The 16866-nt window shown below is 56.1% G+C and carries 19 protein-coding genes; 8 read left to right on the top strand and 11 right to left on the bottom strand.

The genetic code is table 11. The features are described from left to right. Position 1: 1 nt before the first annotated feature. Together RMR24_RS05015 and RMR24_RS05020 are read right to left on the bottom strand one after the other, a co-directional pair. The gene (locus tag RMR24_RS05015) at positions 2-898 is read right to left on the bottom strand and encodes a DMT family transporter (protein WP_310613986.1); all 897 of its coding nucleotides are present in this window, start codon (positions 896-898) and stop codon (positions 2-4) included. 9 nt (positions 899-907) lie between these two features. Beyond that, entirely contained in the window at positions 908-2038 is a 1131-nt protein-coding gene (locus tag RMR24_RS05020; RefSeq protein ID WP_310613987.1) for an aromatic ring-hydroxylating dioxygenase subunit alpha, read from the bottom strand. A gap of 169 nt (positions 2039-2207) precedes the next feature. Between RMR24_RS05020 and RMR24_RS05025 the strand changes: the two genes are divergently transcribed. The 4 genes from RMR24_RS05025 to RMR24_RS05040 all read left to right on the top strand — a co-directional run bounded on the left by RMR24_RS05025 (position 2208) and on the right by RMR24_RS05040 (position 6508). Next, entirely contained in the window at positions 2208-2453 is a 246-nt protein-coding gene (locus RMR24_RS05025; protein WP_310613988.1) for an exodeoxyribonuclease VII small subunit, read from the top strand. An 8-nt stretch (positions 2454-2461) separates the two neighbouring features. Further along, positions 2462-3382: a farnesyl diphosphate synthase gene (locus RMR24_RS05030; RefSeq protein ID WP_310614077.1), complete on the top strand. Its 921-nt coding sequence runs from the start codon at positions 2462-2464 to the stop codon at positions 3380-3382. A gap of 6 nt (positions 3383-3388) precedes the next feature. After that, positions 3389-5245, top strand: a complete 1857-nt coding sequence (gene dxs / locus RMR24_RS05035) for a 1-deoxy-D-xylulose-5-phosphate synthase (protein ID WP_310613989.1) — start codon at positions 3389-3391, stop codon at positions 5243-5245. 177 nt (positions 5246-5422) lie between these two features. Continuing rightward, positions 5423-6508, top strand: coding sequence for a TRAP transporter substrate-binding protein (locus RMR24_RS05040; RefSeq protein WP_310613990.1), 1086 nt, complete (start codon positions 5423-5425; stop codon positions 6506-6508). Between the two features lie 79 nt (positions 6509-6587). Here the strand turns inward: RMR24_RS05040 and RMR24_RS05045 are convergent, their stop codons facing one another. The 4 genes from RMR24_RS05045 to RMR24_RS05060 form a co-directional block, all read right to left on the bottom strand. After that, the gene (locus tag RMR24_RS05045) at positions 6588-7124 is read right to left on the bottom strand and encodes a hypothetical protein (RefSeq protein WP_310613991.1); all 537 of its coding nucleotides are present in this window, start codon (positions 7122-7124) and stop codon (positions 6588-6590) included. Positions 7125-7196: 72 nt separating this feature from the next. Further along, positions 7197-8717 (bottom strand): TRAP transporter large permease subunit, encoded by a 1521-nt coding sequence (locus RMR24_RS05050; RefSeq protein ID WP_310613992.1) that lies wholly within the window; start codon positions 8715-8717, stop codon positions 7197-7199. A gap of 12 nt (positions 8718-8729) precedes the next feature. Beyond that, entirely contained in the window at positions 8730-9269 is a 540-nt protein-coding gene (locus RMR24_RS05055; RefSeq protein ID WP_310613993.1) for a TRAP transporter small permease subunit, read from the bottom strand. A gap of 117 nt (positions 9270-9386) precedes the next feature. Next, positions 9387-10508, bottom strand: a complete 1122-nt coding sequence (locus RMR24_RS05060) for a substrate-binding domain-containing protein (RefSeq protein WP_310613994.1) — start codon at positions 10506-10508, stop codon at positions 9387-9389. A 61-nt stretch (positions 10509-10569) separates the two neighbouring features. Here RMR24_RS05060 and RMR24_RS05065 point away from each other — a divergent pair, with 61 nt between their 5' ends. From RMR24_RS05065 to RMR24_RS05080, 4 genes are read left to right on the top strand one after another with little or no spacing between them, the layout of a single operon-like run. Continuing rightward, entirely contained in the window at positions 10570-11307 is a 738-nt protein-coding gene (locus tag RMR24_RS05065; protein WP_310613995.1) for an ABC transporter permease, read from the top strand. Continuing rightward, positions 11304-12005, top strand: coding sequence for an ATP-binding cassette domain-containing protein (locus RMR24_RS05070; RefSeq protein ID WP_310613996.1), 702 nt, complete (start codon positions 11304-11306; stop codon positions 12003-12005). Before RMR24_RS05065 ends, RMR24_RS05070 begins: the two co-directional genes overlap by 4 nt. Further along, a complete protein-coding gene (locus RMR24_RS05075; RefSeq protein ID WP_310613997.1) occupies positions 12002-12823 on the top strand; it encodes a substrate-binding domain-containing protein in 822 nt (273 codons plus the stop codon). Before RMR24_RS05070 ends, RMR24_RS05075 begins: the two co-directional genes overlap by 4 nt. Positions 12824-12851: 28 nt before the next feature. Continuing rightward, positions 12852-13091, top strand: coding sequence for an oxidoreductase-like domain-containing protein (locus RMR24_RS05080; protein ID WP_310613998.1), 240 nt, complete (start codon positions 12852-12854; stop codon positions 13089-13091). On the opposite strand, the gene RMR24_RS05085 is transcribed toward RMR24_RS05080, so the two are convergent. From RMR24_RS05085 to RMR24_RS05105, 5 genes are read right to left on the bottom strand one after another with little or no spacing between them, the layout of a single operon-like run. Beyond that, positions 13078-13437 (bottom strand): helix-hairpin-helix domain-containing protein, encoded by a 360-nt coding sequence (locus RMR24_RS05085; protein ID WP_310613999.1) that lies wholly within the window; start codon positions 13435-13437, stop codon positions 13078-13080. The genes RMR24_RS05080 and RMR24_RS05085 overlap by 14 nt on opposite strands. Before the next feature lie 11 nt (positions 13438-13448). After that, complete coding sequence (gene rfaD / locus RMR24_RS05090) at positions 13449-14447, bottom strand: ADP-glyceromanno-heptose 6-epimerase (RefSeq protein WP_310614000.1); 999 nt, start codon at positions 14445-14447, stop codon at positions 13449-13451. 29 nt (positions 14448-14476) lie between these two features. Further along, positions 14477-15418: a D-glycero-beta-D-manno-heptose-7-phosphate kinase gene (rfaE1, locus tag RMR24_RS05095; protein ID WP_310614001.1), complete on the bottom strand. Its 942-nt coding sequence runs from the start codon at positions 15416-15418 to the stop codon at positions 14477-14479. Further along, the gene (gene lapB, locus RMR24_RS05100; protein WP_310614002.1) at positions 15415-16566 is read right to left on the bottom strand and encodes a lipopolysaccharide assembly protein LapB; all 1152 of its coding nucleotides are present in this window, start codon (positions 16564-16566) and stop codon (positions 15415-15417) included. The genes rfaE1 and lapB overlap by 4 nt, the downstream gene beginning before the upstream one ends. Then, positions 16556-16855, bottom strand: a complete 300-nt coding sequence (locus RMR24_RS05105) for a lipopolysaccharide assembly protein LapA domain-containing protein (protein WP_310614003.1) — start codon at positions 16853-16855, stop codon at positions 16556-16558. Before RMR24_RS05105 ends, lapB begins: the two co-directional genes overlap by 11 nt. Between the last annotated feature and the right edge of the window lie 11 nt (positions 16856-16866).

A 16866-nucleotide genomic window follows, 5' to 3' on the forward strand; every position in this document is an offset into this window, starting at 1 on the left:
TTCAGTGTTCTTCAGCGGGTGCATTGGGCGCAGCGCGAGCACGTAGCAATGTGGCGCTCATGCCGCTCACCACGATCAAGGCCATGCCCGCCCAGCCGATCAGTGGAATGTCGTCACCAAACAGCAGCAAGCTGTAAAGCGCCGCAAACACAATGCCCGAGTATTGCAAATTAGCCACCACCAAGGTGGCGCCTTGGCTGTAGGCACGTGTCATGCACAGCTGACCCAGTGATGCAAAGATGCCCACGGGCAGCAGCCAAACGGCGTGTTGCCAGTCCCACTCGGACACACCTGCAAACCCCATCCCAATCAGCCCAGCCACTGTGGTGCCAATGGCAAAGTAAAACACGGTGCGAGTTTCGGGTTCACCCAAGCGGCCAAGAGCCATGACTTGCATGTAGGCGAAGGCAGCGACAAAGCCTGACATCAAGCCAATCAAGCCTGCAAAAATTTGGTTTTGCTCTACGGTGGGGCGCAGCATCATCACCACGCCAGCAAAGCCTGCAAGCACGCTCAAAGCGAGTGGGCCTTGTGACCATGGGCTGCGGCTGTCTTGTGGGCTCCAGTTGACCAGCGAGCCACCCACGATGAAGGCTGCAATCCAGACGCTGCTCATGTAGTTCAGCGTCATTGCGGTGGCCAAGGGCAAGTGGGCAATGGCATAAAACCAGGCACTGAGCGATGACACGCCAATGGCCGATCGCCACAGGTGCATGAGCGGGTATTGCGTGCGCAATGACACTTTTTGTTGCTTGGCAATGATGGCCAAAAATACCAAACCCACCATGCCACGGTAAAAGACCAACTCAGCCGAGTTGAAGTGCTCCGAGCCAAACTTGACGCAAACCCCCATGGTGGCAAAGAAGGCTGCACCCAGCAGCATCCACAGAGCTTGCATGTCAGTGGTTTAGCGTTGCGTGAAGTTGAGCTTGCCGCGGTACCACTCGTGGAAGTGCTGCATGCCGTCTTCCATCGGGCTTTGGTAGGGGCCAACTTCGTTGTCGCCGCGTTGCATCAGGGCTTTGCGGCCCGCATCCATGCGCTCGGCAATTTCGTCGTCTTCGATGCAGGTTTCCATGTACGCAGCTTGCTGGGCTTCCACAAATTCGCGCTCGAACGCCACGATTTCTTCTGGGTAATAAAACTCCACCCTGTTTAGTGTTTTGGTGGGGCTGATCGGGTGCAGCGTGGAGACAGTCAACACGTGTGGGTACCACTCCACCATGATGTGGGGGTAGTAGGTGAGCCAAATCGCACCACGCTCGGGCAGCTCGCCGTTGCGGTACTTGAGCAGCATGTCGTGCCAGGTTTGGTAGGTGGCTGAGCCCGGTTTACCAAAGCCCTCTGACACACCCACGGTTTGCACCGAGTAGTTGTCTTTGAATTCCCAGCTCAAGTCGTCGCAGGTCACAAACTGGCCGAGGCCCGGGTGGAAGGGGCCGACGTGGTAGTCCTCTAGGTAGACCTCGATGAAGGTTTTCCAGTTGTAGTTGCATTCGTGCAGCTCCACGCGGTCAAGCGCAAAGCCTGTGAAGTCGAGGGCGGCGCGAGGACCCATATTGGCCAAATCGGCTTCGATGTCTACGCCGTTGTCTTCAAACAGCAAGCCATTCCACTCGCGCAGTTTGTAGTTGTTGAGGTTGAGGCACGGGTCGTGCGAGAAGTGGGGCGCACCCAGCAATTCGCCAGAAGGGGCATAGGTCCAGCGGTGCAAGGGGCAAACAATGTTGCCGCCCGCAGAGCCAGGGGCTTGGGTGTGGAGCGAGCCACGGCCCTTCAGCATCACTGCTTGGCGGTGGCGGCACACGTTGGATACCAGTTCAACGCCGTTGGCCGAGCGCACAAGCGCACGCCCTTCGCCCTCGTGCGGCAAAGCGTAGTAGTCGCCCACGTTGGGCACGGCAAGCTGGTGGCCCACGTAACGGGGCCCTTGCTGAAAGATGGTCTCCAGTTCGCGCTGAAAAAGCGCGTCATCAAAATAACTGGTAACTGGTAGTTGGCTATGCGCCTGCTGCAGTTGAAGACTTAAATCAGACATGGGTGACCTGACCTAAAGACTCCCCACAGGGAGATAAATGGACAAAAATAAATCGGCCCGAAGGTCGATTGAAGGATGCCCATTGTACCCAAGGGGGCAAACTTTGCCCCGCTTGCGGCCTAAAATGGCATGCTATTTGACCCACCTCAAAAACGGATATCCGCACACCATGCCCAAGGCCAAAATTACCCCAAGCGGCGCAGACACTGCGCCCGTCAGCTATGAGGCTGCTCTGAAAGAGCTAGAAGGCTTGGTGCAGCACATGGAATCGGGTCAACTGCCTTTGTCCGATTTGTTGTCGGGTTATCAACGCGGTGCTGAACTTTTGGGTTACTGCCGTGCGCAGCTGGATGCGGTGGAGCAGCAAATCAAGGTGCTTGACAACGGCGCACTAAAAACTTGGACGCCGACATGAGCAACGAAATGACACATGCCATGACGCCTTCTGAACTCGATCGATGGAGCAACCACTGGCTGGCTGTCGTTGAAGACGCCTTGTCCAGTTGGATCAGCCCGCAAGCACCTGCAGGCTTGGGCGAGGCCATGCGTTACGCCGTGCTCGATGGTGGCAAGCGTTTGCGCCCCTTGTTGGTATTGGCTGCGCGTGAGGCGGTGGCCCACGGCAAGAAAGACGCTGCGCTCGATGAGGCCGCTTTGCGTGGGGCGTGTGCGGTGGAATTGATCCACGCTTATTCGCTGGTGCACGATGACATGCCTTGTATGGACAACGATGTGCTGCGCCGTGGCAAGCCTACGGTACATGTGCAGTTTGGAGAAGCCCAAGCTTTGTTAGCGGGCGATGCTTTGCAGGCATTGGCCTTCGAATTTCTCACCCCCGATGCATCGACCATCCCTGCGGATGTGCAAGCGCGTTTGTGCCGATTGCTTGCCACTTCAGCGGGCCACGCAGGCATGGCAGGGGGGCAAGCCATTGACTTGGCCAGCGTGGGCATGGCTTTGACTGAAGACCAGCTGCGCCACATGCACCGCCTGAAAACAGGTGCTTTGCTAGAAGGCAGCGTCATGATGGGCGCGGCGTGTGGAGAGGCCACCACGCAAGCGCTGATTGGTTTGAAGCGCTATGGTCAAGCGCTTGGTTTGGCCTTTCAAGTGGTGGACGATATTTTGGATGTCATCGCCGATTCAGCCACCCTTGGTAAAACTGCAGGCAAAGACGCTGCGAATGACAAACCCACCTATGTGTCCTTGTTGGGTTTAGAAGAGGCCAAGTCTTATGCGCAGTCGTTGTTGCGCGAGGCGCTAGACGCTTTGCGCAGCACAGACTTGTCGCACACCCACACGCTGGCCGCCTTGGCCGAGCGCGTGGTGAACCGCAATACCTGAACACCTATGCCTAATTTGCTGCAAACCATCAACTCGCCCGCCGACCTGCGTGCGGTGCCACGTCACCAGTTGCCAGCTGTGGCAGATGAGTTGCGCTCTTTCGTGCTCAACAGCGTCGCCAAAACAGGCGGGCACCTGAGCTCTAACCTCGGTACGGTCGAGTTGACCGTGGCTCTGCACTATGTCTTCAACACACCGCACGACCGCATCGTGTGGGACGTCGGCCACCAAACTTACCCCCACAAAATTTTGACGGGTCGCCGTGACCAAATGGGCACGCTGCGCCAACGCCACGGCTTGAGTGGTTTTCCGCGTCGTGACGAAAGCGCGTACGACGCCTTCGGCACCGCGCACTCGTCCACCAGCATTTCGGCTGCTTTGGGCATGGCCATTGCCGCACAGCAAAAAGGCGAGCAACGCCACGCCATTGCTGTCATCGGTGACGGCGCAATGACCGCAGGCATGGCCTTTGAGGCTTTGAACAACGGTGGGGTGTCCACGTCCAAGCTGCTCGTCATCTTGAACGACAACGACATGTCCATCAGCCCGCCCGTGGGCGCGCTCAACCGCTATTTGGCGCAACTGATGAGCGGCAAGTTTTACGCGACGGCCAAAGAGGTGGGCAAGCAAGTTCTCAAAGGTGCGCCGCCCTTGTTTGAACTGGCCAAGCGCTTTGAAGAACATGCCAAGGGTATGGTGGTTCCCGCCACTTTGTTTGAAAAATTTGGCTTCAACTACATCGGCCCGATTGATGGACACGACCTTGATTCCCTCATTCCCACACTTGAAAACATCAAGCACTTAGATGGCCCGCAGTTTCTGCATGTGGTGACCAAAAAAGGTCAGGGCTACAAGCTGGCTGAGGCCGACCCTGTGGCTTACCACGGCCCAGGCAAGTTTGATCCTGCGGTGGGTTTGGTGCCTGCGACAAGCCCCGCCAAAACCACCTTCACCCAAGTGTTCGGCCAATGGCTGTGCGACATGGCCGAGCACGATCCGCTGTTGGTTGGCATCACCCCTGCCATGCGCGAGGGTTCGGGCATGGTCGAGTTCAACAAACGCTTTCCTGAGCGTTACCACGACGTGGGCATTGCAGAGCAACACGCCCTCACGTTTGCCGCCGGTCTAGCCTGTGAAGGCCTGAAACCTGTGGTGGCGATTTACTCCACCTTCTTGCAGCGCGCGTATGACCAAGTCATTCATGATGTGGCTTTGCAAAAGCTGCCCATGGTGTTGGCACTGGACCGCGCAGGCATTGTGGGTGCTGACGGTGCGACGCACGCAGGCTTGTATGACATTCCTTTCATGCGGTGCATTCCTAACGTCAGCATGGCTTGCCCTGCAGACGAAAACGAGTGCCGCCAGTTGCTGACCACGGCCTACCAACAAGACCATTGCGTGGCAGTGCGTTACCCACGCGGCGCGGGCGCTGGTGTGCCCGTGCAGCCTGGTTTGAATGCTCTGCCCTTTGGCAAAGGTGAAGTACGCCGCGAAGGCAAACGCATTGCCATCCTTGCGTTCGGTACCTTGCTCTACCCCGCGTTGCAAGCGGGCGAAGCCCTCAATGCCACGGTGGTGAACATGCGTTGGGCCAAGCCACTCGACACAGAATTGTTGGCCCAAATTGCAGCTACCCACGATGCTTTGGTCACGGTGGAAGAGGGCGCCATCATGGGTGGTGCTGGCTCAGCGGTGCTGGAGGCTTTGCAAGAGCTGCAACAACCCAAACCTGTGTTGGTGTTGGGCATTGGCGATGTGTTCACCGAGCACGGTGACCATGCGCAACTGCTGGCTGAGTTGGGACTGGATGCAGCAGGTATTCAAGCGTCCATCGAAAAGCGTTTTGCAACGCTTTTGAATTAACTTTTTATTGAAGTAATTTCACACCCTCAAAAGAATTTTGAAATACAAGTTCTTTGGGGGTAAACCCGCGCGTCTAGAGGCATTTACAACTGCATACAATGCCCCATCGTTCTGGGCCTCGCGTCACAAATGTGGGCCCTAAAAACGATTTGTATCAACAACTCAAGGGAGTCTTCTATGGACCGTCGTTCCGTCATTAAAAACGCAGGTATTGCAGGTATCTTGGCTGCCGGTGCAGCCCCCGCAGTGCATGCACAACAGCAAGCCAACGTTCGTTGGCGCTTGGCTTCTAGCTTTCCTAAATCGCTCGACACCATTCACGGTGCTGCCGATACCTTTGCCAAGGCTGTCAAAGCCATGTCGGGTGGTAAGTTTGAAATCTCGGTGCATGCTGCTGGTGAAATCATGCCCGCGTTCGGCGTGGTTGACGGTGTGCAACAAGGCTCCATCGAAATGGCTCACACAGCCCCTTACTACTTCTTCGGTAAGGACGAAACGTTTGCTTTGGGTTGCGCCATTCCTTTCGGCTTGAACAGCCGTCAAACGACAGCTTGGATGTACGAAGGCAACGGCTTGAAGCTGATGCGCGAGTTCTACGCCAAGTACAACATCATCAACTTCCCAGGCGGCAACACGGGCGCTCAAATGGGTGGCTGGTTCCGTAAAGAAATCAAATCTGTGGCTGACCTCAAAGGCTTGAAGTTCCGTATCGGCGGCTTCGGCGGCAAGGTGTTGGAGCGTTTGGGCGTTGTGCCACAAAACATTCCTGGCGGCGATATTTACCCAGCCCTGGAAAAAGGCACCATCGACTCAGCCGAGTGGATTGGCCCATATGACGATTTGAAATTGGGCTTCAGCAAGGTCGCGCCTTTCTACTACTACCCAGGTTTCTGGGAAGGTGGCCCACAGCTCGACTTCTTCATCAACGACAAAGCATTTAATGCCCTGTCGCCAGAGTACAAGGCTATTGTGGAAGCCGCTGCGGCCATGGCACACACCGACATGCAAGCCAAGTACGACGCACGTAACCCCGCTGCCTTGAAGCAGTTGGTGGGCTCTGGCACTAAGTTGCGCGAGTTCCCGAAAGACGTGATGGCTGCGGCCTTCAAAGAATCCATGGCTTTCTACGATGAAATCAGTGCCAAGAACGCCAACTGGAAAAAGGTCTACACCGACTACGCCAAGTTCCGTGGTGATGCCAACTTGTGGTTCCAATTTACAGAAATGAAATTTGACCAGTTCATGCAAAAGCAAAAGCTGTAATTCAGCCTTCGCTTGAACAAAAAACCGCGCCTCGGCGCGGTTTTTTTATGGTCGGTGTTCAGCTGTTTTAAAGATCGCTTTAAAACTCACGAAACGCGGACAGCTCGGTACTCAGGCGTTCGCACTCCTGTTGCACATGCGGGCTGCTCACGTAAAACACGGCAAATTTGCCCAGCAGGGTGCGCACATAAAAGCGCGGTGCCATGAACCACTCCAAGCCGCGAATGCGGATGAGCTTGGCATAGGCCAGCTCGTCGTAGCTCATGTGCTTGTCCCAAATCCATGTTTGGTGAATGCCCTTGTCGTCCAAGCGCGCACGGCTGAACATGACATGCCAAGTGGTCCACGCCAACAAGCTCCAACCCAACACGAACCAACCCGCAGCGCGAAGGCCCCCTAAGCCGGTATCCCCGCCAAACTTACCTTCTTGCCACAGGCTGAGCAGCCAATAGCCAGAGCCCAGCAGCGTGACCCAAGTGATGGCTTGAAACGCACGAGAGAAAGCAGGGCCTTCAATCGTGTCTGTGGTGGGATGAAAAACAAAAGGCTTGGGACCCAAGGCGGCCAGCTGTGCAGCGGGCGAGTCAGAGCTCGGGGAGGTATCAGGTGTAGACATGGTGTGTGCTTTGTTCTGGCAAGAAAAAGCCCCTCACGGATGAGCCGGAGGGGCTGGTCGTTGTGACAGACTTTATTTCTTAAACAAGTCTTCCATGCGCTTTTGCTCTTCGGCAGCGCTTTCGCCTGCCGATGGCTTGGCGCCGTCGAGTTTGAGCTCGGCTTCGGGTACTTCTTGCTCGGTGGGCATTTCAATGACAACCTTGTCGAGGTCGACCTTTTCTTCTTTGTCCAAGAACATGGTCACGGTCTCAGGCACGAAGATCACGATCACCACCAAGATCAGCTGCATGATCACCCAAGGAATGGCGCCCATGTAGATGTCGTTGGACTTGACGGGTTTTTCGATGCGGCCTTCTTTGAACAGCGTGTCGGCAATGCCGCGCAAATAGAACAGCGCAAAGCCGAACGGTGGATGCATGAAGCTGGTTTGCATGTTCACGCACAGCAACACGCCGAACCACACCATGTCGATGCCCATCTTCTCGGCAACGGGGCCGAGCATAGGCAAGATGATGAAGGCGATTTCAAAGAAGTCCAAGAAGAACGCCAAGAAGAAGATGAAGATGTTGACCACCACGAGGAAGCCCACTTGACCGCCTGGCAAACCAGTTAACAAATGCTCCACCCACTTGGCACCGTCCACACCTTGGAACACCATCGAGAACACGCGTGAGCCGATCAAGATGAAGACCACCATGGCTGTGAGGCGCATGGTGCTGTTCATGGCTTGCCAAATCAGGTCTTTGTCCAAACGGTTATGGATGGCAGCCAAAATCAAGGCGCCCACGCAACCCATGGCACCCGCTTCAGTGGGGGTGGCGATGGCTGTGTCGATGCCGGGCAAGCCGCCCATGGAGCCCAACACAGCGAAGATCAAGAAAGCGGAGGGGATGATGCCGCGCAAGCACTTCATCCACAGGTGGAAGCCATCGGCCGTGCGTGCTTCTTTAGGAATGCCAGGCACGTGTTCAGGTTTGATGATGCTCAAGCCAAAGGTGTAGAGCGCAAAGATGCCGACTTGCAGCATTGAAGGGCCCCAGGCGCCTTTGTACATATCGCCCACAGAGCGTCCGAGTTGGTCAGCCATCACCACCAACACGAGTGAGGGTGGCACCAACTGCGTGATGGTGCCTGAGGCTGCCAGCACGCCTGTGGCGTAGCGCATGTTGTAGCCGTAGCGAATCATCACAGGTAGAGAAATCAATGCCATGGCAATCACTTGGCCAGCTACCGTACCTGTGATGGCGCCCAAGATGAAGCCCACGATGATGACTGAGTAACCCAAGCCACCGCGCACGGTACCAAAGAGCTGACCCATCGAGTCGAGCATGTCTTCTGCGAGGCCACACTTTTCAAGAATGGCACCCATGAAGGTGAAGAAGGGAATAGCCAACAACAAGTCGTTGCTGAGAATGCCAAAAATGTTCAACGGCAAGTTGGACATGAAGCTCACGGGGAACCAGTCCATGCTGATGGCGAAGAGACCACAAGCCAAGCCTAAGAACGACAGCGAGAACGCTACCGGGAAGCCAATCAACATTGTCAGCACAAGGCCGACAAACATGATGGGTGCGAAGTTTTCCATTTGCATGATCATGAGTCCTTATTGCACTGGCTTTTCGTAGTGCGTGTCCATCTCAAACTTGCCTTGCAAGTAAGACACGCGCTTGATGATTTCACTCACGCCTTGCAAGAACATCCAAGCAAAGCCCAAGGGGAGAAGAAGCATGGCGGGCCAACGAATCAGGCCACCTGCGTTGCTAGACATTTCGTTGGTGAGCAGCATCTTGAGAAACAAGGGAAAGCTCAACCACGCCAACATGGCCATCACGGGCAACAAGAACAGCACCAAACCAAACAAGTCCACATACACGGGGCCTTTGTCTTTGAGTTTGCCGTAGAACAAGTCCACGCGTACGTGTTCGTTGAGTTTGAGTACCAAAGGTGCGCCCAACATGACCGTCGCGGCAAACAAGTACCACTGGATTTCAAGCCAGCCATTTGAGCTGATATCGAAACCGTAACGAATGAATGCATTGCCAGCCGAAATCACGGCCGCCGCTAAAACGCCAAATGCCGCCACGTGGCCAAACTGCTCACTGATGCGGTCAACGCCTAATGCAAATTTAAGAAGTTTTGACACTGAGTGCCTCCATTTTTTGCCAACCTGCGATGGTACCAAGACTAAGGCTTTGTCAGCCCTTGTTGTGCTGAAGTTTTAGGGGTGTCTTTGAAAAAAGTTCAAACGAAGCAAAGGGTATTAATTAATTTTCTTCGCGCGTTTGAAGGTCCACCAAGGCAAGCGTTTGCTGAGGGATTGCACCTCGCCGCTGTGTTGGGTTTGATAGCCCGGCAATGAGTTCAGCACTTGCTGCCAGGTTTGCTCTTGTAAAAATTGCCGCAGAGCTTGGGTGGCGGGGGTGTCAAGCGCAGACTTGAGACACACCAAATGGAACTCTTCTTGAACCAGGGCTACAAAGCCAAGGCCCCTCGCACGGGCGGTGCTCTCGATGCCCAAACCCACATCGCAGCGTCCAGAGGCAATGGCCTCGGCCAGTGCCGTGTGCGAAGGCTCTTCGTCAGGCCAGTTGTTGAGGTCTTGGATACTCAGTTCAGCTTGAGCGAGCAAGTCGTCTAGCAGTACGCGTGTACCCGTGCCGGGGCTACGTTGCACAAAACGGGCTTGGGTCTTGACCACATCGGCCAAACTGTGCAGTTGCTTGGGGTTGCCAGTGGCGGTGATGAGGCCTTGGGTGCGCGTGGCAAAGCCGATGATTTTGTGCAGACCGGGTTGGAGCAAATCGCGGTAAGCCTTGGCGGTGTGCGAGGTGTCGCTGGGCTGGCTTTGGGTGTGAAAGCCAGCCAAGGTGCAACGGCCTTCGTTGAGGGCGCGAATGGCGTCAACGCTGCCGCAAAAGCGGATATCTAAATGCAGACCTGCGCTGGCAGCGTGTTCGCGCAAACGGGGCAGGGCGTCGTCGTGGCTGGCGTAGAGCGTCAGCACATGGGCATCCGGGTCAAAGGCCACGGCAAAGGTGCGCTCTAGGTCGGCGCGCAAGACTTCGAGTTGGGGGGCCAGACGGGCTTGGGTTTGGCGCTCGGCCCACATGAGCTTATCGCCAAATTCGGTGAGCTTGGCTGACTGGCCCTTTTCCCAAATGATGAGCTCGTGGCCCAGCTCATCTTCCCAGCGCTTGAGCTCACCCCAAACATGCCGGTAGGACAGGTTCAGCTCGCGCGCTGCCGCAGAGATGGAACCCTGTTGTGCGACCGCTTGCAGCAAGTCCATCAAGGGATGACGCAACAAAGCCGCTTCTGTATTTGAAGCGGTGTCGGTGTCATCACGATGACCGAGTGTGTAGTGAAAGTGGACGCTATGCACAGAATTACATATGTTGGGGTATTGAGTAGCTGGCTACGATAACTGAAGTTTTGATTGATTTATGACGACGTTTACCGATACCGCGCTGACTGCGCTTCATTTGCTGACTGAATTAGACCCCGTGCTTTGGTCCATCGTGGGCCGTTCTCTTTGGGTGAGTGTGCTGGCCACGGCCTTGGCGTGCAGCCTTGGTGTGGTGCTGGGCGCTTGGCTGGGCGTTGCGCGTTTTGCGGGGCGCGATGCGCTTCTAACTGTGCTCAATACTTTGCTGGCGCTGCCCTCTGTGGTGGTGGGGTTGTTGGTGTATTTGCTGCTGTCGCGCACGGGGCCTTTGGGGCACTTGGGGTGGTTGTTCAGCCTCAAGGCCATGGTGCTGGCGCAAGCTATTTTGGTGTTACCCGTGGTCACCGCATTGACCCGTCAATGTGTTGAAGATGCCGAACGCAACCACGGCGAGCAGCTGCAGTCGCTGGGCGCTCAGCCTTGGCTGCGCAGCGTGTTGCTGGCGTGGGACGAGCGTTATGCCTTGCTCACCGTGTTGATCGCGGCCTTTGGCCGGGCCATTTCAGAAGTGGGTGCGGTGATGGTGGTGGGCGGCAACATCGAAGGCTTCACCCGAGTGATGACGACAGCCATTGCGCTGGAAACCAGCAAAGGCGATTTGCCCTTGGCGCTGGCCTTGGGGCTGGTGCTGATGAGCGTGGTGCTGCTGTTGAATGTGTTGATTTCAGCCTTGCGTCGCTGGCGACAACGTATCGACGGTGCGGGTGCCGACCCCGTGCAGGGGGTGTTGGTATGAGTGCCGTCTTGAGCTTGCGAGATGTATCGGTGCAGTTTGACACGCACGTGGCTTTGCATGCCGTGCATTTGCACATGCAGGCGGGTGAGCGTGTGGCCTTGGTGGGCGCAAACGGTTCTGGCAAAAGCACGCTGTTGCGTGTTGCGCATGGGTTGCTCAAGGTGTCTGGCGGTCAAGTATCGGTGCCCATTGAGGTGCACCAAGCCATGGTGTTTCAGCGCCCGCACATGCTGCGTACCTCGGTGCTGCGCTTCGTCATGTGGGGGCTGTGGCTGCAAGGCACGCCTTGGCGTGAGGCGCATTTGCTGGCTAGGCAGGCGTTAGAACGTGTGGGTTTGCAAGACATGGCCGAGCGCTCCGCACGCACCTTGTCGGGTGGCCAGCAGCAGCGCTTGGCTTTGGCAAGGGCGTGGGCCTTGAAGCCCAACTTTGTATTGTTGGACGAGCCGACCTCTAGCCTAGACCCGCATGCCAAACGCGAGGTGGAGCGCTTATTGGCTGATTGGGTGGCCGCGTCGCCTGTGAGCCTGCTGTTTAGCAGCCACAACTTGGGCCAAGTGAAGCGCTTGGCGACGCGTGTGATTTATTTGGAGGCGGGCCGCGTCTTGGCCGACCTACCCGTAGATGAGTTTTTCAATCGACCTTTGGGTGAGAGTCACCCCGAGGCGCATTTGTTTTTAAAAGGAGAGTTGGGATGACACGTCGTCAGCATTTAATTTCATTGGCCAGTTTGTTGGCTGTGGCTTTGACATTGGGCAGCAGCGTTGCGCAGGCGCAAGCACCCAGCATCGTGATGGCATCCACCACTTCGACCGAGCAATCCGGTTTGTTCTCGCATTTGCTGCCCGCTTTCAAACAAGCCACGGGCATTGACGTCAAGGTGGTGGCTTTAGGCACCGGCCAAGCCTTGGACACCGGCCGTCGCGGCGACGCTGACGTGCTGTTTGTGCACGATCAAGTGGCCGAAGAAAAGTTTGTCGCCGAAGGCTTTAGTTTGAAGCGTCTGCCTGTGATGTACAACGACTTCGTGTTGGTGGGCCCCGCCAATGACCCTGCCAAAGCCCGCGGCAAAGACATTGTGTCTGCCTTGCAAAAAGTGGCCAACACACAGGCTGGCTTTGTGTCGCGCGGCGACAAGAGTGGTACACATGCTGCTGAATTGCGCTTTTGGAAACAGGCCAGCTTAAACAACAAAGGCGCAGGCTACAAAGAGTGTGGTTGCGGCATGGGCCCAGCGCTGAACATTGCCTCATCCACCGGTGCGTATGCGTTGACGGATCGTGGCACATGGTTGAACTTCAAGAACCGTCAAGATTTGCAAATCTTGGTCGAAGGCGACAAGAGTTTGTTCAACCAGTACGGCGTGATGGTGGTTAACCCAGCCAAGCATCCGCATGTCAAAGCTGATTTGGCGCAGAAGTTTGTGGATTGGGTGGTATCGCCTGCGGGCCAAGCCTCGATCAACGGCTACAAAATTGGTGGCGAGCAATTGTTCTTCGCTAACGCTCACAAATAAGCGCTCGCGGTGCGGCTAGGATTCGTGCATGAGCATCGAATCTTTAGCTTGCATGTCTTTGAGCGATGGGCCTAGCGCACAGGCCTTTTTCGCTGAGGCGCAAGCGCTTGCCGTGCAATGGGGTGTCGTCTTACGTACGCCACCGCCTGAGCCCACCACATGCTGCGGGCGTGGTTGCAATGGCTGTGTGTGGGAAGGTTTCTTCGCTGCTACCGCGTTTTGGCGTGAAGATGCGTTAGCCGCTTTGATTGCTGCTAAGGCTTTGTAGCGAACGCTTGGCCATTGACGGTCAAGCCTTGCTCTGACAACTGCTTAGATTTGTTTTGTCGAATGCCTGAGACACGCTGCATCAGATCGGCCCAATTTATGAACGGCCCTTGCGCACGGGCTTTGAGCACCTTGGCGCTGAGTGCTGGACCCATGCCTTTGATGCTGTCTAACTCTGCCTCGCTGGCTTGGTTGATGTCTAGCGCTAGGGCTGTGTTGCCGCACATCAGCACGATCAAGCTGCTGACCAACGCACGAAATAAAACGCGCAATAAGCCAAGCTGAGCGACGCGCTTCGCTGCTTTGAATACAGAGCCATCACCCAAGATATTTGGCAGTGTGCTCATGGATGAGAGGCTTATTTAGCCAGGGTCGCCATGTATTGCGTGACACCGCTTTGCACATCGGCAAATTGGTGGTCGCAACCGCTGGCGCGTAGGTTAGTCAGATCGGCTTGTGTGTAGCACTGGTATTTGCCACGCAGCGCGTCGGGGAAGGGCACGTATTCGATCAAACCCGCTTTGGCAGCACCGGCCAAATCAAGCGCTGATTCACCCTTCTTCGCACGCATGGCGTTGACCACCGACAAGGCCACATCGTTGAAGGGCTGTGCGCGGCCAGAGCCAAGGTTGAAGATGCCAGACTTGTCTGGGTTGTCCAAGAACCACAGGTTCACAGCCACCACGTCGTCGATGAAGACGAAGTCGCGCATTTGTGCGCCTTGGGCGTAGCCGCCGTATTCGCCAAACAACTTCACTTTGCCTTCAGCGTTGAACTGATTGAATTGGTGAAACGCCACGCTGGCCATGCGGCCTTTGTGTTGCTCGCGTGGCCCATAGACGTTGAAGTATCGAAAGCCCACCACTTGACGCTTGAATTTCTTGAAGTTGTTGTGGCACTCCAAACGCATGCGTTGATCAAACAACAACTTAGAGTAGCCATACACATTGAGTGGCAACTCAAACTCGGGCGACTCCACAAAGGTGTCGCTCCCGCCATACGTCGCTGCTGATGAGGCGTACAGCAAACGTGTGCCGCTTTGCTGGCAGGCGTTGAACAAACCGCATGAGAGCGTGTAGTTGTTGTCCATCATGTACTTGCCGTCACTCTCCATGGTGTCGCTGCAAGCGCCTTCGTGGAACACGGCCTCAACTTTGCCAAACGCGTTCTCGGCAAAGAGCTCGTAGAACACATCTTTGTCGAGGTAGTCGGCAATTTTTAAGTCGGCAATGTTGCGAAACTTGTCACCCTCAGTCAGGTCATCCACCGCAATGATGTTGGTGATGCCGCGAGCGTTCAAGCCCTTGATGATGTTGCTGCCGATAAAACCAGCGGCGCCTGTGACGACGATTTTCATAATTTTTCCTGATTGGCTATGGTCTTGACTCAGGCCATCAATTCTTCGTAGCTGACCGTGGCGGTACCAAACTTGCCCACCACCACACCGCCAGCCTTGTTCGCCAATGGCATGGCTTCGCGCAGGCTCAAGCCAGCAGCCACCAAGGTGGCCAAGGTGGCAATCACAGTGTCGCCAGCGCCTGTGACATCAAACACTTCGCGTGCTTGGGCAGACACTGTCAGCTCGCCTTGCGCATCGAACAAGGTCATGCCTTCTTCGCTGCGGGTCAGCAGCAGGGTATTGAGCTTGAGCTCTTGGCGCAAGGCGTGGGCTTTTTGCACCAGCTCGGCTTCGGTGCTCCATTTGCCAATGACTTGTTCGAGTTCAGCGCGGTTGGGTGTGATGCACGTGGCGCCTGCATATCGTGAATAGTCGCTGCCTTTTGGATCAATCAGCACAGTTTTGCCCGCGGCACGAGCTGCTGCAATCATTTGCGACACATGTGCCAAACCGCCTTTGCCATAGTCCGAGAACAGCACCACGTTGTGGTTAGCCAGCAATTGCATGAACTGGTCGGTTTGTGAGGCCAGCACTTCGTTTTGCGGCGTGTTTTCAAAGTCCACGCGCAGCAGCTGCTGTTGGCGGCCAATGACGCGCAGCTTGACGGTGGTTTTGAGTTGGCTGTCGCGACCAAAGTGTGGTGCGATACCGGTCTTGGCGACTAAGTCTTCCAACAAGTGGCTGGCATCGTCATCGCCGACGACGGACAAGAGCGAAGCTTTGCCCCCCAAGCTCACCACGTTGTAGGCCACGTTGGCGCAGCCGCCCAAGCGGTTTTCTTCACGCGTGATACGCACCACGGGTACGGGTGCTTCGGGGCTGATGCGGTCGACGGCGCCATACCAATAGCGGTCGAGCATGACATCGCCCACGACCAACACGTGGGCATGGCTGAGTTGTTCTAGGGTGACTGGCGTGCTTAGGGTCATAGTTCCTCCACGCGTCGTGCGGGGTAGCTGTCCCAAGCTTGGCAGCCCGGACATTGCCAAAAGTGTTGGCTGGCTTCAAAGCCGCAAGCTGCGCAGCGGTAGCGTTGCAGTGGCTTGGCGGCGCGTTCAAGGGCGCGTTGCACTTGTGGGTGAAATTCTTCGTGCTCAAACTTTTCATTGGCAATCCACTGTGTGGCAGCCACCAACGAAGGTTCACGCTCCAAGTGTTTGGCAAACAATCCGCCCGTGTTGGCGTCACCTTGGGCTTTGCGCAGCGTGACGATGGCGTTGAGCACATCGAGCGATGGGGTTTTGGCGTAGCTGGTTTCAAGCAATGCCAAGGCTTTGGGTGTGCAGTTCAAGGACTGCGCCAAAGCCGCCAGCTTGGGCGCGAGCAAAGGCAAAGACGAGGGCACTTGTGCGGCCAAGTTTTCTAGCGTGGCATAAGCTTCAGCTGAGCGGTTTGTTTGTTCGTATGTTTTCGCCAAGGCCATGCGCGCCCGCGCATTGTTGGGAGCCGCATCTGTGGCTTGCATCAACAAGACCACCACTTGGGCTGCATGCTGCGTGACATCCAGGCTTTCAGCTTCTTCGCACAAATAATGCGCCAAGCGGCCTTGAAAGCTGCCTTGGCCGCTGTCGCCTAGTTTTTTAGCAACCACAGAGGCCTTGGCCCAATCGCGTGAGCGCTCGTAAATGCTAAGCAAGGCCAAGTGCGCTTGTGCTTCATGGGCCGTACCTTCGAGTTTGCTGAGCGCTTCTTCGGCGCGGTCGAGCAAGCCGGCTTTGAGGTAGTCCAAAGCGAGGGCATGCTGTGCACGGTCGTGCTCGGTTTGGCTCAAGTCACCCCGTGACAGCAAGTGCTGGTGCACACGCACGGCGCGTTCATATTCCCCACGGCGGCGAAACAAATTGCCCAAGGCAAAGTGCAGCTCTGAGGTGTCGGGGTCGTGTTGCACGGCCTCGATGAAGGCGTCGATGGCTTGGTCTTGCTGTTCGTTCAGCAAGTAGTTCAAGCCTTTGAAATACGCTTTGGGTGTTTGGCGGTTTTCAAGGCGCAGCTGGCGCAAGTCCATGCGCGAGGCAACCCAGCCCAAGATAAAGGCGAGGGGCAAGCCCAGCAAAATCCAGCTGAGGTCAAATTCCATGTGTAGGGTCCGCAGAAGAGGGGGCTGAAACTGTCGGCTTAGAGGTTGAGGTGCTGGCCAGTTGTGCCAAGCGGCGGTGCTTCCACCAGCGCGGCACCATGCCAATCACGCCCACTGCCACGCCCATGACGAAGACGGTCAGCAGCACCAACACCAACGGCGCGCTCCACGTGGTGCCAAAAAAGAAATGGACCACGGCATCGTGTTGGTTGTTCAGTGCAAAAGCGAACAGGGTAAAAAAAATGGCTGCTTTCAGTAACAACTGAAGCAGCCACATGAGGTTTTTCAAGTTAGCTCCTC

The organism is Limnohabitans sp., from assembly GCF_031539105.1.
In the GTDB taxonomy this organism is placed as follows: domain Bacteria; phylum Pseudomonadota; class Gammaproteobacteria; order Burkholderiales; family Burkholderiaceae_C; genus Limnohabitans.

What these genes read in the sequence shown, in the direction of transcription:
- RMR24_RS05015 (WP_310613986.1), bottom strand. Translation starts at nt 898, where the DNA reads ATGCAAGCTCTGTGGATGCTGCTGGGTGCAGCCTTCTTTGCCACCATG.
- RMR24_RS05020 (WP_310613987.1), bottom strand. Translation starts at nt 2,038, where the DNA reads ATGTCTGATTTAAGTCTTCAACTGCAGCAGGCGCATAGCCAACTACCA.
- RMR24_RS05025 (WP_310613988.1), top strand. Translation starts at nt 2,208, where the DNA reads ATGCCCAAGGCCAAAATTACCCCAAGCGGCGCAGACACTGCGCCCGTC.
- RMR24_RS05030 (WP_310614077.1), top strand. Translation starts at nt 2,462, where the DNA reads ATGACACATGCCATGACGCCTTCTGAACTCGATCGATGGAGCAACCAC.
- dxs (WP_310613989.1), top strand. Translation starts at nt 3,389, where the DNA reads ATGCCTAATTTGCTGCAAACCATCAACTCGCCCGCCGACCTGCGTGCG.
- RMR24_RS05040 (WP_310613990.1), top strand. Translation starts at nt 5,423, where the DNA reads ATGGACCGTCGTTCCGTCATTAAAAACGCAGGTATTGCAGGTATCTTG.
- RMR24_RS05045 (WP_310613991.1), bottom strand. Translation starts at nt 7,124, where the DNA reads ATGTCTACACCTGATACCTCCCCGAGCTCTGACTCGCCCGCTGCACAG.
- RMR24_RS05050 (WP_310613992.1), bottom strand. Translation starts at nt 8,717, where the DNA reads ATGCAAATGGAAAACTTCGCACCCATCATGTTTGTCGGCCTTGTGCTG.
- RMR24_RS05065 (WP_310613995.1), top strand. Translation starts at nt 10,570, where the DNA reads ATGACGACGTTTACCGATACCGCGCTGACTGCGCTTCATTTGCTGACT.
- RMR24_RS05070 (WP_310613996.1), top strand. Translation starts at nt 11,304, where the DNA reads ATGAGTGCCGTCTTGAGCTTGCGAGATGTATCGGTGCAGTTTGACACG.
- RMR24_RS05075 (WP_310613997.1), top strand. Translation starts at nt 12,002, where the DNA reads ATGACACGTCGTCAGCATTTAATTTCATTGGCCAGTTTGTTGGCTGTG.
- RMR24_RS05080 (WP_310613998.1), top strand. Translation starts at nt 12,852, where the DNA reads ATGAGCATCGAATCTTTAGCTTGCATGTCTTTGAGCGATGGGCCTAGC.
- RMR24_RS05085 (WP_310613999.1), bottom strand. Translation starts at nt 13,437, where the DNA reads ATGAGCACACTGCCAAATATCTTGGGTGATGGCTCTGTATTCAAAGCA.
- rfaD (WP_310614000.1), bottom strand. Translation starts at nt 14,447, where the DNA reads ATGAAAATCGTCGTCACAGGCGCCGCTGGTTTTATCGGCAGCAACATC.
- rfaE1 (WP_310614001.1), bottom strand. Translation starts at nt 15,418, where the DNA reads ATGACCCTAAGCACGCCAGTCACCCTAGAACAACTCAGCCATGCCCAC.
- lapB (WP_310614002.1), bottom strand. Translation starts at nt 16,566, where the DNA reads ATGGAATTTGACCTCAGCTGGATTTTGCTGGGCTTGCCCCTCGCCTTT.